Consider the following 16,526-nt stretch of genomic DNA (forward strand, 5'->3'; position numbering starts at 1 on the left):
TCTACCTCCCAGCTCACTTGCTGGAGTCGCTGGCCTTCGTGCGGCCGGGCGAGCTGGCCAGGGGCTGCGCCGACAGGGACTGGAGCTCGGACTGGGCCGAGGACAGGTCGATGTCGGGCGGATCCTTGTGCTCGACCGGTTGCACATCCGGAAGTTCCAGCTTGGAGACGGACTTGCTGCTGAGCGAACCCGCTCCCAGCATCTTCACCTTACCGCCCTTCACCTTGATGTTCGAGCCGTCGATGGTCAGCGACTTCGCGAACCACTTGACGGCGCCGGACTTCTCCATGCTGACGATGAGGTTGCCGCCGACGATGAGCGAGAACTTGTCCGCCTTGAATTGAAAGGCCTTGGCCATCGAGGCGGCGGCCTTCCCGACCTCGGTGTGCGCCTTGGCCCCGACGTCGTCCTTCTGGTCCTTGCCGGCCGCCAGCGACGCCGAGCCCTTGACCTGGGACTCGAAATCACTGCCCACCTTGGTGGAGCGATCCTCGGCCACGCTCTCCTGACGGACGCCCGCGACGTACTCGAAGCTGGCGCCGCCCACCTGGATGGACTTGTCCCCCTCCACCGACTCGCTCTTCATCAAGGCGACGTTGATGGAGTAGGCGGCCCCCACGTTCAGCGCCGCCGCCAGGGACACGGAGGTGTCGGCGGTCTGCACCACGAAGACGTTCTGCATGCCGCTCACCGCCACCGACTGGTTGCCCTCCACCTCCTCGTCATGGCTCCCGCGGATGCCGGTGGTCCGGTTGCCCGTGACCTTCAGCGTCTGGCTTGCCTCCACGAGGCCCGTGTCCTCCTGAAGGACGCTCAGCGTCTGGTTGCCCTCGATGGTGCGCTGGCGATCCTTCTTCACGAGCAGCGCCTCGTTGGCCCGGATCTCCTGCGTCTTGTCGTTCCGGGTGTGCAGGTCATCGTCCTTCTGGGCGTGGAAGAAGACCTGCTCCTCGCCCGCGGCATCCTCGAAGCGCAGCTCGTTGAAACCATCGCTGTTGGGACTGGAGGAGGTACGCAGGGTGGAGCGCGTCTTCTCGTCCGGCAGCGAGTAGGGGGTGGGGTTCTGCCCGTTGTAGACGGCCCCCGTGATGAGGGGCCGATCCGGGTCGCCCTCGAAGAACCGGATGACGACCTCCTGCCCCACCCGTGGCAGGAAGAGCCCACCCCAGGCCGGGCCGCCCCAGACCTGGCCCGGGCGGATCCAACAAGAGCTCTTGTCGTCCTTCCCGCCCTCACGGTCCCAGTGGAACTGCACCTTGATGCGGCCGTGCTCGTCGGGGTGGATCTCCTCGCCGGGAATCCCCGTCACGGTGGCGGTCTGGATGCCGGAGATGACCGGGCGGGGCGTGCTCCGGCGCGGCCGGAAGGGCACGTCCGAGGGCATGCAGCGGAACTCGTTCCGGTAGCGCCCCTGCCCCAGCGCCTCGTGCCGCGAGTGCACCTCGGGCTGGTGGCCCACGTGCTGGATCTCCACCACCAGCAGCTTGCCTCCCGCGACCGCGTCCAGCTCGAAGAAATGACCGGGGCACAACCGCGGGCTGACACTGATACCCGACTGGGTCCGCTCGGATTGGAGCTGCTCCTCCAGCCGCACCTTGCCGAGCCGCTTGCCCTCCGAGGGCTCCACATAGCTGGCGGGAAAGTCGTAGAGCTCGAGCGCGTCGAAGTCACCCGTCTTGGAAGGCCGGGCCGACAGGTCGAGCGCGGGCTTCTTGAAATCGAAGTCGCGCAACATGACCTTGCCGGGGCGCAACCGGTGCACCTGGGCCAGGGCCGAGGCGTGCTCCGCGTCCGACACGCGGCCATCCTCCTCGCGGAACGGCAGCAGCGAGCCGCCCGCCATCTCCAGGTACGCCCCGGAGCTGTCGCCCAGCAGCAGCTCGTGCGCGTCCTCCGAGTGCGTGAAGAAGTAGAAGATGCCCTCCTCCTCCAACAGCCGGGAGATGAAGTCGAAGTCCGACTCCCGGTACTGCACGCAGTACTCGCGAGGCGCATAGCTGCCGGACAGGACGAGGCGGTGCTCCACCTGTCCCTCGTTGAGCACCTGCTTGACGATGTCCGGGACGGCCTTGTGCTGGAAGATGCGGCTGCGCCGCACGTGCTTGAGCCGCTCGAGCGCGGGCACCACCCGCAGGCGGTAGCGGAGCCGACCCCCTTGCAGGCCCAGGGCCTGGGCGCGATGCACCTGGCCATTCACGTAGCGCACCGGCTCGCCCGCGTGCTGGAAGGTCAACGTGGCCGGCTTGCCCATCAGCTCCGCCAGGGCCAGCGGCTCCTCGGCGTGGGTGTAGAGGTCCAGGTTGAACTCGAAGGGCCGAGACAGCCCCTCCACCCCGGAGAGCTGCGTGACCACGCCGTCCTCCGGGGCGAGGCCGCCCACCTGGAGGCCAAACGCCATCTTGTCCGTCCATGCCATGGCGTCAGTTCTCCGCGATCTTCGAGCCCTTGATGACCACGTCGCCGCTGGCGGTGATCTCCACCTTGGCGCCCTTGATGATCACATCCCCGTTCTTCTTCACCTGGAGGGTGGCGGAACCGACCTTGAGGGTGAACTGCTCCTCGGCCACCAGGGAGATCTCCTTGGCGGACAGGGTATAGGAATCCTTGACGGCGTGGGTGTGATTGCCCCCCACGCTCACCATCAAATCCTTGCCCACCTTGAGGTTGCGTGACTTCTGGACCTGCTCGGACAGGTCTCCGCCCACCTGGAGGCTGCGCGAGCCCAGGACCGTCTCGGACTTCTTGGCGCCGACGGTCTCCGACTTGGCCCCGCCCACCTGCTCGGCCTTGAGGCCACCCACCAGCTGGTTGAGGGCTCCGCCCACGCTGACGGAATAGGCACCGCCAACGTTGAGCATCTTCCCCAACCCCACCGTCTCGAGGGAGGCCATGCTCACCGTGACGCTCTGGTTGCCGCCCACGCTGACGGACTGGTTGCCCGCGACCGTCTCGGTGTGGTTGCCGCCCACGGACGTCGAGCGATCCTTGTCCACCCGGAGCGACTGGTTGCCGCCGATGACACTGTCGTCGTTCTTCTTCACCTCCAGGGACTGGTTGCCCTCGATGGTGCGGCTGCGGTCCTTCTTGACGAGCAGCGTCTCGTTGCCGCCCACCTGCTGGGTCTTGTCGTTCTCGACGACGATGTCCAGGTCCTTCTGGGCGTGGAAGTAGACCTGCTCCTGGCCGGCGGCGTCCTCGAAACGCAGCTCGTTGGAGCCATTGCCGCCAGGACTGGAGCTGGAGCGCAGGGTGCTCCGGGTCTTGTCGTCCGGCAGGGAGATGGGCGGGGGATTCTCGCCGTTGTAGACGCTGCCGGTGACGAGGGGCCGGTCCGGGTCTCCCTCGAGGAACTCGACCACCACCTCGTGACCGATGCGAGGCAGATAGAGGGCGCCCCAGCCGGGACCGGCCCAGGACTGGCTCACGCGAATCCAGCAGGAACTCTTGTCGTCCCGGCCGCCCTCGCGGTCCCAGTGGAACTGCACCTTGACGCGGCCGTGCTCGTCGGTGTGGATCTCCTCGCCCGAGGGCCCCACGACGATGGCCGTCTGGGCGCCAGGGATGAGGGGACGCGGGGTGGTGCGCGCCGGACGGTAGGGAACCTTGGCGGGGAGGCAGGTGAAGGTATTGCGATAGCTCTCCCGGCGGCCCTCGGACTGGCCCTCGAAGAGGAGCACCTCGGGCTGGCGGCCCTCGTGACGGGCGGAGAGGACAAGGTAGCCCCGGTTGAAGGAGTCCACCGGGTGCTCGTCCAGCTCGAGCGTGTGGCCGGTGCGCAGACGACGGCAATTGCTGGCACCGGAGGCGAGCTCCACCCGGGCCCGCAGCTCCTCCAGGCGAACCTTGGCGAGCGTCTTGCCGACGCCGGGCGCCTCGTAGCAGCCCGGGTAGTCGTAGACCTCGAGAGAGGACTCGGCCTCGGCGTCGGTGCTGGTGGCGGTGAGGTCCTGGGTGGGGCGGACGAAGTTGTAGTCGCGGAGGGCCACGGCGCCGGGCTGCACCTGGAGCTGCGAGGAGAACTCGTGCACGTACTCGCTGTCGGCCACCATCTGGGTGGTGTTGCGGAAGACGAGCCGCGCCTCACCGGGCATCGCGGGGCAGCCGAGCGAGGTATCCGCGAGCACCAGGGTGTGAGCGTCCTCGGTGTGCTCGAAGTAGTAGAAGATGCCCTCTTCCTCGAGCAGGCGGGAGACGAAGTCGAAGTCGGACTCGCGGTACTGCACGCAGTAGGTGCGCGTGGCGTAGGAGCCGTTCAACTCCAGCCGGTGCTCCACGAAGGCATCGCCGAGCACCTCGTGGACGATCTCGGGGACGGTCTTCTCCTGGAAGATGCGGCTGTTGCGGGTGTGCTTGAGCGTCCACCAGCGGGGCACGACGGTGATGCGGTAGCGCAGGCGCTCCTCGGAGGCGCCCGCCTCCCAGCGGGTGACACGTGAAACGACGCCATGGAAGTAGCGCTCCCCGTCCTCGCCGAGGTGTACGGCCAGCAGCGCGTTCTGCCCCAGGAGGGCGCGCTCATCCACGGACACGTCCGACGGGGCGGCGAGGAGAGCTTCCAGCGTATAGGGCTGGGAAATGGCCTCATCGGCCTCGAAGCCAATGACGGCCAACTCGCCCAGAGCATGTGGGCCCACCTGGAAATCAAACTCAGCCTGATTTGCCAGGAGCGCAGCGGTTGCGACCATAAAACCCCCCTTCCGCGAGAGTATGCGCCGAGCCGGGTCCACAGTCACGATCCCACGTGGAATACCGTCTGCTTGAATTGTTCGAAGGTACTTGAGCGGTGTATGTGTGAAGCGCTTCACAGCGCTCCGCATCACTCTGCTGAAATACTCGGCCGGACAGCGCACCAGCCCAGAGGAAATCCTGGTGCCAGGCGCATGTGGTAGCACGGACAGCGGCCACACGAACGCATGCAGATCTCACTCAACACGACAGGCATGCAGGCCGGCATCTCCGTTGCCGCGGACAAGGACGCTCGCGACTCCTGCGTGGTGGTGGTGAAGGGAACGTTCGAGACGAATCCACGCGGAGAGATGACGCTCGCCAGAGAGCAGCGACCCCTCGTGACGGCCGATGAGCACCATGGCGATCCCGCCACGACCAGCATCCGCTACGAGTGCGACTTCGCGCTCGAGAAGCCACTGACGGACGTCATCGTGGTCGGCAAGGCGGTCTCGCCCTCCGGGCAGCGCGTGACACAACTGCCCGTCAGTCTCGAAGTCCAGGGCACGAAGAAGAGTCTGCAGATCCTCGGGGAACGACGCTGGGTTCGCTCGCTGGGAAGCATGTTGCCTTCAGAGCCCGTCCCTTTCCTCGAGATGCCCCTGACGTTCGAGCGGGCCTTTGGAGGCACGGATGAGAGCCGCGGGCCGGGACACGCCTCGGTGGAACACCGGAATCTCGTGGGCGTTGGGTTTCATCCGCATCGCGGCGCGGCCCAGATCGAGGGTACACCCCTTCCGAACCTGGAGCGTCCGGGGCAGACGATCTCCTCGCCCCGTGACCGGCCGGAGCCGATCGGAGTCGGGCATGTAGGGCGTGCCTGGGCGCAACGCATTGCCTACGCAGGCACCTACGACACGCGCTGGCGTGATGAACGGACGCCGTTCCTCCCAGCGGACTTCGACTCGCGCTACTTCCAATCCGCACCGGCGGATCAGCAGTTCCCGCATTTCCAGGGGGGCGAGCGGATCCGTTGCATCCACATGGCCGCGGAGCCCATCGTTCAATACGTCATTCCCTCACTGCGCGTTCCAGTCAGGTTCCACTTCGTCGATCGAGAAGTGGAGCAGATGGGTGTACTCGATACAGTGGTTCTCGAGCCCCATCTCTCGCTGGCCATGCTCGTGTGGCGCGCACGCGTCCCCATTGGGAAGAAGCTCAACGCGCTCCGGGAGATCTCCGTGGGTGAGAAGCCACGCAGCACATCGGGTACACCCATCGGCTATCGACATGGCAAGCCGGTGTTCAGCGGCCTTGCCGCGGCGATCCGCTGGATTCGTCAGCACCGGGGCAGCAAGCGATGAGTACGTCACCCGTCTACGTTCACGCCGCAGGAATGGCCTGCCCCGTGGGCCTGCGCTGGACGCCTGCGTGCGCGGCCTTGCGAGCCGGAATCAATCGCAAGCGGGTCTCACCCTACATGGACAATCAAGGCCGGGAGATCGTCATCTCGCACCTGCGTGACATCCTCGACCTCGAGGCGACCCCAACGCAGCGCTGGCTGTTCTTCCTGACCCACGCACTCCAAGATGTCCTCGAGCAGATCGGCGCAGCCGCGTTCGAGCAACTCCCGCTGCTCATCGCATTGCCGGCCTCGACGGCGAACACGCCCTACTCCGCGGATTTTCTCGTACGCGAACTCTCGGCGCGACTGGGGGTCGTGCTCCATCCGCGCAGGGTACGCATCTTCACCGAGGGTTCTCAGGGAGGCTATACCGCCCTGGCCGCCGGTCGCGAGCTGGTCCGCCGCCGCGAGGTCCCGGCCTGCCTCGTCGCCGGAGCGGAGTCGATGATGTGCGCTCGCACGGTGCTTCGGCTGTATGAGCAGCGCCGGCTGCTGACCGAAGACAACTCCGATGGTGTCATCCCCGGCGAGGCCGCCGCCTGCGTGCTTCTTTCCTCACACAAGCAGGGGCTGGCCGTCATTCGAGGCATGGGGTTCGCCCAAGAGCCCTCCTCCTTGGAGAATGATGTGCCGTTGCGCGCCGACGGGCTCACGGCTGCCGCACGAGCGGCCCTGGAGGAGGCGGGGCTCGCCCTCCACCAGATCGACTTCCGCTTCTCCGATGCGGCGGGTGAGAGCTTCTATTTCAAGGAACAGACACTTCTCGTCTCCCGGGTGCTGCGAGAACGAAAGGAAGACTTCCCGCTCTGGCTGTGCGCCGAGGTGCTCGGCGACACCGGCGCGGCGGCAGGGCTTTGCGGCATGGTCTGGGCCATCGCGGGTTGGGCACGCCGCTATGCGCCAGGACCTCGAGCCATTGGCCTGGCTGGCAACGCGCAGGGCAGGCGTGCCGCGGTGATCATCGAAGCCATGGAGTAGGAGGTATCATGGGCAAGAAGGTCTTCGCGAACGGGATGGAGATCGCGCACAAGGCAGGAGACGCCAAGGTCATCTCGGCCTTCCCCGACGTATGCCTGAGCCCCCCGCCTCCGCCCACGGGCCCGGTTCCAGTGCCCTATCCGAATACGTCCTCCGCGAAGGACCTGAAGCAGGGCAGCACCAGCGTCACCATCGGAGGCGAGCCGCTCGCGCTCAAGGGCAAGAGCTACTACCAGAGCTCACCGCTGGGAGACGAGGCCGCGACCCGTAATTTCGGCGGGAGCGTGCTGACACATACCCTCACGGGCAAGACGTACTTCCAGGCCCACTCGATGGACGTCATGGTCGAGGGGAAGAACGTCTGCAGACACCTCGACATCACCACCAGCAACCACGCGAGCTACCCTGGAAGCACCCCTCCCATGCCAAATACGGAGGCCATGGTCCAGCTCGCACTGCAGCGCGCCGCCGAGAAGAAGTGTCCTTGCTGCGGGAAGCCTGATTGCCCTGCGGCCTTCCAAGATGGAGAGACGCCGCAAAGCCTGGAAGATTTCTACGGCTTGAACCAAAAAGGCCCGGACGGAAATCCAACCCCTGAAGCGGCCGACAAGATGAAGGTCTACCAGATCCTGCTTGGAATGAAGGCCAGGAATTGCACATGCAGCGGGCGTCCTTTCCCAAGTGCCCCTTGCGATGTTTTCAGACCTCCCGACCCGGAACGGACTGTCGAAATCGAAAACAGGTGGAATGAATCCTCAACGGACTTCTACACTTTCTTCACCACCACCAATCCAAATGCAATCGCCGATTTCCGCTCAGCCAACCCGGCGGCTCCTCCTCCCAGTGGGGGACCAAGATTCAGCAAGACCGATCACTTGACGCCGAAAAGCGCAGGAGGCTGCCCCGACAATCCGGGCAATCTGCAACCGAGCGACTTGCTGTGTGCCACTTGCAAGCTCATCGACAGCGTCTTCACCAAATGGCAAGGGAACGACAAGCAATGGAACAAGTGGTGGCGCGATTCATTCCGGGCATCTGGCATCAAGCGGCGTAGGGTGACTGGATTCACTCCAGGTTGGTGGTAGACATGAACGAAACACCTATAGAAGATCGCCCGACACTGAAAGACGCGGGTCTGGACTTCCAACGCTTCGCCTACTTCACCCGGCCATTTGCTGCGATCCCAAGGCCACTTGCCAAGGACCTATCTTCGCGATTACCCGCAGATGAGGACCTACACTGGGTACGGTTCGAGATGCTGCTCGAAAGACTCAAGTCGGGGGATTTCTCCGCTGCCGAGGATATCTTGAGCATGTGTCGCAAGACCGAGAATTGGCGAATGAAAGACGTCGCGACGCGGGTACTGGGGCATGCGGGCACCGTCGCATGCTTCAGACACATGCGGGAGGAACTCGAGCAGCACCCGATGCGCAGGCAAGAGCGTATCGATGTAGCGTATCGTGAGAGCGTCCTGCTCTATTGCCGCGCCTTTGCGCTGTGGGGTCGGCTCGATGTCGTACCGGTGTTGATGGATCAATACCTTACCTTGCGACTAAAAAAGACACCGGAGATCTCGTCACTGCCGATCCTGATGGCGGAGTTACTGATGGATGACAGGAAAACCATGATTGCGCATGAACCGCCGGAAGACAGCCTTGAGGACTATCTCAACCTGGTCATGAACCAGTACGATGAAGTCACCGCGAAGCACGGGTCCGAAAAAGTATTTATCTATCGTGGTGATATATTCTCCGTCCGCGCAATCGCGGAGCGCATGCGGCACCTCACCACGCGATACCCTGCCGCGGAACTGGCCAGGCTACGTGAACGCTTCGAGCCAGCCACTGGAATCGACTGCAGCGTGATTTTCAGTGGAGAAAGGGTATCTACACTGGCTGCTGCCACCATCGCTGAATCGTTCCTGGAGTCGGACGAGGCGAAGAAATTCGAGCCAGGCAAACGCTATTTCTTCGGCCATCCGCTCCCCGAATAGAGCGCAACGCACGCGCTACGCGCGCAGGCCCTTCACCACCCGATACGCTGGGAACACATGAGCCACCTGTTGATGGATGTGCTGGAAGAGCACCTGGACGAGGCGGCCTTCCTCTGGCTGCAGTGGGAGCGCAGCCTCGTCGCTCCCCACTTCGTGCTGCATGAAGTGGCCGGGCTCGAGGAGCGGCTGCTGGCCCATGTGGATGGCCTCGTCATTGGTGGCGCTCCCGCGGCCGACAAGCTGCTGATTCCAGCCCTGGAGGCCCAGGAGGACGTGGAACGCGTCACCGCCGCGGCCTACACCCTGCTGGGCTCCGAAGACCCCTCACTCGCCGGAACGGTACGAACGGCCCTGGAGAGCGCATCTCCCGAGGCCCTCCCCGCCTTCCAGCGAGCGCTCGAGCTGAGAGGATTCGACGCCCTCCCCTCCTGGCTCTCCACGCTGCTGAAGCAGGAGGAGCCCGCACGATTGGCCCTCGCGCTGGAAGTGCTCGCCACCCATGGGGTGGATCCGGGCCCCGTGCTCCCGGACCTGCTCCGGCACGAGGAGCCACATGTCGCGGCAGCCGCCCTCCGGGTGGCCGCTCGCCTCCGATATCCCCTGGACCGCCAGGTGCTCCAGGCCGGCCTGACGTCATCCGTCTCCGCCCTCCGGGATTCCGCCATCATCGCGGGGTTGCAGAAGGGTCATCGGGCCGCCTGGACCGCCTGCCAGGCAGCCGTCGACAGCAAGGCTCCCGAGCCGCGACTGCCCGCGCTGGTGCTGGCATTGAGCGGGGATGCTCGCGAGGTGGAGCGGCTGAAGCGCCTCCTCGAAGAGCCCCACCACCGTCCGGATGCGCTCTGGGCCCTGGGCTTCAGCGGCCAACCCGCCGCCGCCGAGCTCTGCCTGCCATGGATGGAAGATGAAGCCACGTCCCACCTGGCGGCCGAGTCCTTCTGCGCCATCACCGGCCTGAGTCTGGAGGGCCGTCTCGTCTCACCGCGTACCGAGGAGGAGCCCTTGCCTCCCCTGGAGGAGGAGGCGCTCGAGGTCGAGCTCACGCCCAGACCGGAGGACGACCTTCCCCGGCCGGTCGCATCGGAGGTGCTCGCGTGGTGGAAGGAGTCACGCAAGAACTTCGAGCCGGACCGGCGCTACCTGCACGGAAGGCCCTTCGGAACCGAGGCGCTCCTCGAGTCGCTGCAGACGGCTCCGATGCGCCGGCGCCATGCACTGGCGTTGGACCTGGCGCTGCGCAGCCGAGGGGAACTGCGAGTGCCAACACGGGCCTTCACTCCCTACCAGTGGAAGGCCCTGGAGACCGTCCGCACGGCAGTTCCCTCCGCACTGAGCCGCCCCTTCACCGATGGGCTCCATTCCTCATGACACACGGAGGAAACGGCTCGTCCCGGTCACACCAGCAGTGCGCACCGGACAGACCCGTGGCCTCACCGCCAGGGTTTTCACTGTCGCTCATTTGATCGATTCACCGCCCTCCAGTTAGCTGATCTCCATGCGCAACCGAAGGCTCGCCACATCGCTGCTCTCCCTGGGTCTCCTGAGTGGAGCCTGGCCACTCGCCGCGAACGCGCAGGGCAGGAAGCCACCGTCCCGCCCGCAGCCTGTCGTCGGCTACAACATCCCCATCGACGTCAGCGCTCCGTTCCAGAAGCCCGAAGACAACCTGCCGTACTTCGACGACTTCTCGTGGCGGGAGTTCATCGCGCTCACCTGGCCGGTCAAAGTCAGCACCGGCGCGCCGTATTCTCGCGGTGTTCCGGACGTCTCGAAGAAGTACGGCGATGTCTCGGTGCCGGGCGTCTGGGAGACGTGGAAGGCGGATTACGAGCTGTTCCTCCCCGAGGGCGCGGCCCCCACGGAATGGAAGAGCTTCGCGACTCCCTCCCCCTGCGGCGGCCCTGACACCCTCGTGCCCTACGAGAAGGTGCTCGGCTCGTTCAACAAGTACCACGGCTTCAACCAGGCCAGCATGACGGACGCCGCCGGTCCTCTCGTGAGCCAGAACCGCCAGTACGTCCGCTATGAGACCCGGCTCAATCAGACCGAATACAACTACATCATCAAACCCGGCGACTCCTACCCCGGGCCCCTGTACCTGCTGAAGAACCTCCCGGGAAATGGCTCGTCCAATCCCGCGCTGAAGTTCCCGGCCGGCTCGGTGGAGGTCAAGGCCTCCTGGCGTGTGATGACGGGCGTGCCCGACAAACAGCGCAAGCGCTATTACGTCACCCGGGCCCGGGTGCTCGATCCCGTGAGCGGCACGTGCACCCTGACCGATGTCGGCCTCATCGGGCTGCACATCGTGAACAAGACCGCCGCCTTCCCCCAGTGGGTCTGGTCGACCTTCGAGCACGTCGACAACGTGCCCGCCCTCACCGGGGAGAAGACCCGGGGCGCCCCTCCCTACTCGCTGAACGACAACAATCCGAAGACTCCGCCCTCGGAGATGGGCCCGCCCATCAGCCAGTGCAACCCGCCGGGCAAGGACCCCGTGCCCACCCAGGTGGTGCGCAAGCGGCCCATCGCCGCCTCGACGCAGCGGACCAATCAGGACTACCACCAGGCCAAGGACGTGAAGGGAACCGTCTGGGAGAACTACCAGCTCGTGCTCACCCAGTGGCCCGTCGGCGACACCGACACCTTCCCCAGCACGACACAGCCCCTGCCCCAGACGAATACCGCCAACGTGGCCACCGAGACCTGGGTCCAGGACTCCACCGCCACCTCGTGCATGGGCTGCCACAGTGTGGCGAACAGCCACCAGTACGACTCCGTCTGGTTCCTCCCGCTCGGCGCCTGGCCCCAGACGCAGACCCCCTGCACGCCCCAGGTGGCCTCGGCTCCACCGGCCGCCCCGCCCCCCGAGAGCAACCCCGCAGCCGAGCGCCGGGACAAAGCCATCCTCGACCTGCGGGATCTCCTGAAGCGGACGAAGCAGGGCCAGGCCGCGGCGGGGGAGTGAGCGTCGCTTCACAATCGCCGGACTCTTGCCGATAATCCCTCACGTGACACGCGGCGTCAGCGGCTCCTCCTCCCGGAGGGCCCCTGGCGCCCGGCCCTGGCAGGTGCCGTGCCGGTCGTTCGTGAAAGGAACGGAACGTGAGGGTCCCCGCGAGAGCCGACTTCATCGGCAATGAGCGCTTCCAGGTCCGCCGTCCCCTGGGCCAGGGCTCGTTCGGCCATGTCTACGAGGTCTTCGACACCCTCTACAACACGGTGGTGGCCCTCAAGCTCCTCCACGAGCCCCGGCCCATCGCGCTCTACCGCTTCAAGCAGGAGTTCCGCCTGTTGGGGGACCTGGTCCACCCCAACCTGGTGACCCTCTACGAGCTGCACTCGGAGGGCAACCAGTGGTTCTTCACCATGGAGTACGTGGAGGGCGCTCACTTCACCACGTACGTGCGCTCCATGAGCGCCTCCCTGTCCCTGAGTGACTCGCCCCAGGACAGGACCGAAACGGTGATTCCGAGCCAGCGGCGGACCGACCCGGGCGCGAGCGGCCCCCACGACGCGACGGCCACCTTCTCCTCGGCGGAGCCCTCGGGCGAGGTGCCCCTTGCGCGCGACCCCCGGCCCACGGCGTCGCCCTTCCTCGTCGACCCCGAGCGCCTGCGCGCCGCCTTCTACCACCTGGCCCAGGGCGTCCGGGCCCTCCACTCCGCCGGCATCGTCCACCGCGACCTCAAGCCGTCCAATGTCCTGGTCACCCCCACCGGCCGCGTCGTGCTGCTCGACTTCGGGCTCGCCAAGGAGCTGACTCCCGCCCCGCAGGATCAGGCCCCCGAGGGCGTCGCCGGCTCGCCCTCGTACATGGCGCCCGAGCAGTGGTCCGGCGAGGGCATCTCCGAGGCCACCGACTGGTACAGCGTCGGGGTGATGCTCTACGAGGCCCTCAGCGGCATCCGCCCCTTCTACGGAAACTCCTCCGAGCGGCGCGAGCAGCAGAACCACGGGCCCGTGCCCCTCTCGCAGGTGTCGCAGGACATTCCGAAGGATCTCTCGGAGCTGTGCATGCGCATGCTCGAGCCCGAGCCGAGCCGCCGGCCCGGATTCGAGGAGATCCTCGCCTGCTTCGCCCCACGGGGTGAAGGCACCAGCTCGCGCGGCGCCATGGCGCTGCCGGAGCGGGGACGCACGCTGGTGGGCCGCGAGGCGGAGCTGGCGGTGCTCGAGGAGGCCTTCCAGCGCAGCACGGCCGGAAAGCCCGGCATCGTGTACCTGCACGGCCCGCCCGGCATGGGCAAGAGCACGCTCCTGCGCGGCTTCGTGGAGTCCGTCCACCAGCGCGGGGCCGTGGCCCTCATGGGCCGCTGCCACGAGCGCGAGTCCGTGCCCTACAAGGCCCTGGACAGCCTGTTCGACTCGCTCGTGCGCTTCCTGCTGCGGCTCCCCCCCGAGGAGGCGCGGGCGCTCCTCCCGGAGCGGTTCCACGAGCTGCTGCCAGTGTTTCCCGTGCTCCGGGTGGTGGCGGAGCGGCTCGAGCCCACGCCAGCCCCGGCCGGGCCCCAGGAGCCCCAGCAGGCCCGCTGGCACGTGGCCACCGTCCTCAAGGAGTTGCTGCGGCGCATCTCCGGCCGGGGGCCCCTCGTGCTCTGCCTGGATGACCTGCAGTGGGGTGACGTGGACAGCGCGCAGTTGATGGCGGAGCTGCTCTCGCCGCCCGACATGCCCTCGCTCCTGCTGGTGGCCAGCTACCGCAGCGGGGAGGCCGGGAACAGCCCCTTCCTGCGCGAGCTCGAGCGGCTCCTGGCGCACTCGCTCGTGCTGGAGGCGCCACGGGAAGTCGTCCTCGGGCCGCTGCCGGCGGAGGAGGCCACGCGGCTGGCGCTGTACCGGATGGGTGCCTCCTCGCACGAGGCCCGGCTCCAGGCCGAGCGCATCATCCGCGAGGCCGAGGGCAACCCGTTCTTCATCGAGGAGCTCGCCCGCCCCGAGCCGGGCAGCGGCCCCACCGCCACGGACTCCGGAGCGCACGTCACCCTGAGCGGCGTCCTGGCGCGGCGGCTCCGCCAGCTCCCCGAGGGCGCCCGCCGCCTGCTGGAAGTGGCGGCCGTGTCCGGACGGCCCACGGAGGAGGCGGTGGTGCTCGAGGCGGCCCGGCTCGGGGACACCGCGCTCTCCTCGCTCGTCCTCCTGCGCGCCCAACACCTGCTCCAGGGCCGCACCGGGGACTCCTCGCGCCTCGAGGTGGCCCACGATCGCATCCGCGAGAGCGTGCTGGCCCAGCTCGAGTCCACCACGCTCGCCACCCACCACCGCCGGCTCGCCGAGGTGTGGGTCCAGCGGCCCGAGCCAGACCCCGAGCTGCTCGCCCTGCACCTGCATGGCGCGGGTGAGCTGCGCGAGGCGGCCGTGCAGGCCTTCCGCGCGGCGGAGCGGGCCTGGAAGGCCCTGGCCTTCCACCGTGCCGCGGATCTCTTCGGCTCGGCGCTCGAGTGGAGTGGGGGCGCCGCGAACGCCGCCCTGCCCGAGCCGGGCGTGCTGAAGCTGCGCCGCGCCGAGGCGCTCGCCAACGCGGGCCGGGGTGGCGAGGCGGGACCCCTCTTCCTCCAGGTGGCCGAGGAGGGCCCCGAGGAGCACGGGTTGGACCTGCGGCGCCGCGCCATCGAGAGCCTGATGCTCAGTGGCCGCATCGACGAGGGACTGACGCTGGTGCGGCCGGTGCTGACGCGCGTGGGCCTGTCCTACTCGGACTCCAACGCCGTGGCGATGGGCGGCGTGGCGTGGAACATGATGCGCCTGATGGCGGGCGGCGCGAAGCTGCGCCAGCGGCCGGACCCCATCCCCGCCGAGCTGCGCGCGCGCATGGACGTGACGTGGGCCCTGGGCAAGTCCCTGGCGAGCATCGAGTCGCTGCGCGCCATGGGCTTCCAGATCCAAAGCCTGCGCATGGCCCTCGAGTCCGGAGATCCCGCCCGGGCGTCCCGCGCGCTGACGGCCTTCGGCGCCTTGTGGCTCTGGCAGGGCACCGCCGGCTCGGTGAAGCGGGGCGCGCGCTACCAGGAGCAGGGCAAGGCGCTCGCGCTCGAGCTGAAGGAGCCCGCCCTCATCGGCTTCGCGGAGACGTACCAGAGCACCCACTCGTACGTGCTCGGCGAGTGGCGCACCGCCCTGGCGCAGGCGGACCACGGAATGAAGCTGCTGCAGGAGCACGGCCTGGACGTCATCTGGGAGACCAACGTCGGGCGCACCCAGGCGTGTCTGGTGTTGCAGGCCACGCACGGCCTGCGCGAGCTGGGGCAGCGCGCCTCCGAGTGGTTCCGCGTGGCCAACGAGGTGGGGGACCTCTTCTCGCGCGTCACCGCGTCCTTCTCCACGGCCCTGTGCCTCATCTCCCAGGGCCAGACGGACGAGGCCCGCGCGCTCATGACCGAGATGATGGCGGGCTGGAGCCGGCTCGGCGCCATCCAGCACGGCTTCCAGGTGCTGCGCGAGACGCTGGCCGAGCTGTACGAGGACAAGCTGGCGCAGGCCCTGGAGCGGCTGGAGAAGGCCTGGCCCTCGCTGGTGGCCGGACAGTGGCTGCGCGGACAGCTCGGCCGCTTCGAGCTGTACGGGCTGCGGGCCCGCATCTGCCTGGCCCTGGCGGAGCGGGAGCCCCAGCGGCGCGCGGAGCTCGTGCGGCGCGTGAACAAGGACATCGCCCTGCTCGCCCAGGAGCTCCGGCGCGACGCACCGTCCCTGGTGCACCTGCTCCAGGCGGGTGCGGCCCGGCTCGGAGAGCAGCCCGAGCAGGCGCTCACCCACCTGTCCGCGGCCATCGACGGCTACGACGCGGCCGGGATGCCCACGCTGGCCGCCTGCGCGCGCCTGTGGAAGGGCGAGCTGGTGGGCGGCGACGCGGGCAAGGAGCTCGTCACCCGCGCCACCGAGACGCTGAAGGGCGAGGACATCCGCGAGCCTCGCCGCTGGGCCGCGGTCCTGGCCCCTGGCTTCGGCGCGTAGTTCGAGGTATCCCAGCACCACCCACGAGGGAGGGGACCGTGCTTCTACACTTCATTTCCGATCTGATCCGCAACCCGGAGTTGCAGCGGCAGTTCAGCAAGGATCCGGATGGCGCGATGGCCAAGGCCAACCTGTCCGAAGCGCAGCGGGAGGCCTTGCACAAGGGCCACCTCGACTCGGTGATGAAGCATCTCAAGACGGAGCTCGCCTCGCTGGAGATGTTCGCCGTGGTGTGGGTGAAGGCCGTGGTGCAGGTGAGCTCGGCCACTCCGAGCACGGGCTCGTGCGGCAACGCGGTGCAACTGCGCGTGGCGGGCGACTTCTTCACCACGGGCACGTTCGCCGCCCTCAAGCTGAGCGGTATGGATCTGCCCGCGGTGACGCAGAGCGTGGAGAACCCCGGCGGCCGCGGCTCCGTGCTCACCTGCACGCTCAACCTCCCCTCCAACGCGCCCATCGGCGTGTACGATCTGGCCGTGGTCAACCCGGACGGGCACTACGGCGTCCTCCCGCAGGCCTTCACCATCGAGTGAGCGC

General features: G+C 67.3%; 10 protein-coding genes. 8 read left to right on the plus strand and 2 right to left on the minus strand.

Features of this window, described 5'->3' with window-relative positions:
* Positions 1 to 13: 13 nt before the first annotated feature.
* Together VFZ09_RS21155 and VFZ09_RS21160 are read right to left on the minus strand one after the other, a co-directional pair.
* Entirely contained in the window at positions 14 to 2,416 is a 2,403-nt protein-coding gene (locus VFZ09_RS21155; RefSeq protein WP_329729439.1) for a type VI secretion system Vgr family protein, read from the minus strand.
* A 4-nt stretch (positions 2,417 to 2,420) separates the two neighbouring features.
* Positions 2,421 to 4,634 (minus strand): type VI secretion system Vgr family protein, encoded by a 2,214-nt coding sequence (locus tag VFZ09_RS21160; protein WP_329729440.1) that lies wholly within the window; start codon positions 4,632 to 4,634, stop codon positions 2,421 to 2,423.
* 279 nt (positions 4,635 to 4,913) lie between these two features.
* Between VFZ09_RS21160 and VFZ09_RS21165 the strand changes: the two genes are divergently transcribed.
* The 8 genes from VFZ09_RS21165 (at position 4,914) to VFZ09_RS21200 (ending at position 16,522) form a co-directional block, all read left to right on the plus strand.
* The gene (locus VFZ09_RS21165) at positions 4,914 to 6,029 is read left to right on the plus strand and encodes a DUF2169 domain-containing protein (RefSeq protein WP_329729441.1); all 1,116 of its coding nucleotides are present in this window, start codon (positions 4,914 to 4,916) and stop codon (positions 6,027 to 6,029) included.
* 44 nt (positions 6,030 to 6,073) lie between these two features.
* Entirely contained in the window at positions 6,074 to 7,048 is a 975-nt protein-coding gene (locus VFZ09_RS21170) for a beta-ketoacyl synthase N-terminal-like domain-containing protein (protein ID WP_329729442.1), read from the plus strand.
* A gap of 8 nt (positions 7,049 to 7,056) precedes the next feature.
* A complete protein-coding gene (locus VFZ09_RS21175) occupies positions 7,057 to 8,133 on the plus strand; it encodes a DUF4150 domain-containing protein (protein WP_329729443.1) in 1,077 nt (358 codons plus the stop codon).
* A 2-nt stretch (positions 8,134 to 8,135) separates the two neighbouring features.
* Positions 8,136 to 9,041 carry a hypothetical protein gene (locus VFZ09_RS21180; RefSeq protein WP_329729444.1) on the plus strand — a complete coding sequence of 302 codons (906 nt, stop codon included), beginning with the start codon at positions 8,136 to 8,138 and terminating at the stop codon, positions 9,039 to 9,041.
* Between the two features lie 57 nt (positions 9,042 to 9,098).
* The gene (locus VFZ09_RS21185; protein ID WP_329729445.1) at positions 9,099 to 10,409 is read left to right on the plus strand and encodes a TIGR02270 family protein; all 1,311 of its coding nucleotides are present in this window, start codon (positions 9,099 to 9,101) and stop codon (positions 10,407 to 10,409) included.
* Positions 10,410 to 10,536: 127 nt separating this feature from the next.
* Complete coding sequence (locus VFZ09_RS21190) at positions 10,537 to 12,006, plus strand: hypothetical protein (protein ID WP_329729446.1); 1,470 nt, start codon at positions 10,537 to 10,539, stop codon at positions 12,004 to 12,006.
* Between the two features lie 137 nt (positions 12,007 to 12,143).
* Complete coding sequence (locus VFZ09_RS21195) at positions 12,144 to 15,989, plus strand: serine/threonine-protein kinase PknK (protein WP_329729447.1); 3,846 nt, start codon at positions 12,144 to 12,146, stop codon at positions 15,987 to 15,989.
* Positions 15,990 to 16,027: 38 nt separating this feature from the next.
* A complete protein-coding gene (locus VFZ09_RS21200; RefSeq protein ID WP_329729448.1) occupies positions 16,028 to 16,522 on the plus strand; it encodes a hypothetical protein in 495 nt (164 codons plus the stop codon).
* Positions 16,523 to 16,526 lie beyond the last annotated feature (4 nt).

The sequence above is a fragment of the Archangium sp. genome (genome assembly GCF_036277355.1).
GTDB lineage: Bacteria > Myxococcota > Myxococcia > Myxococcales > Myxococcaceae > Archangium.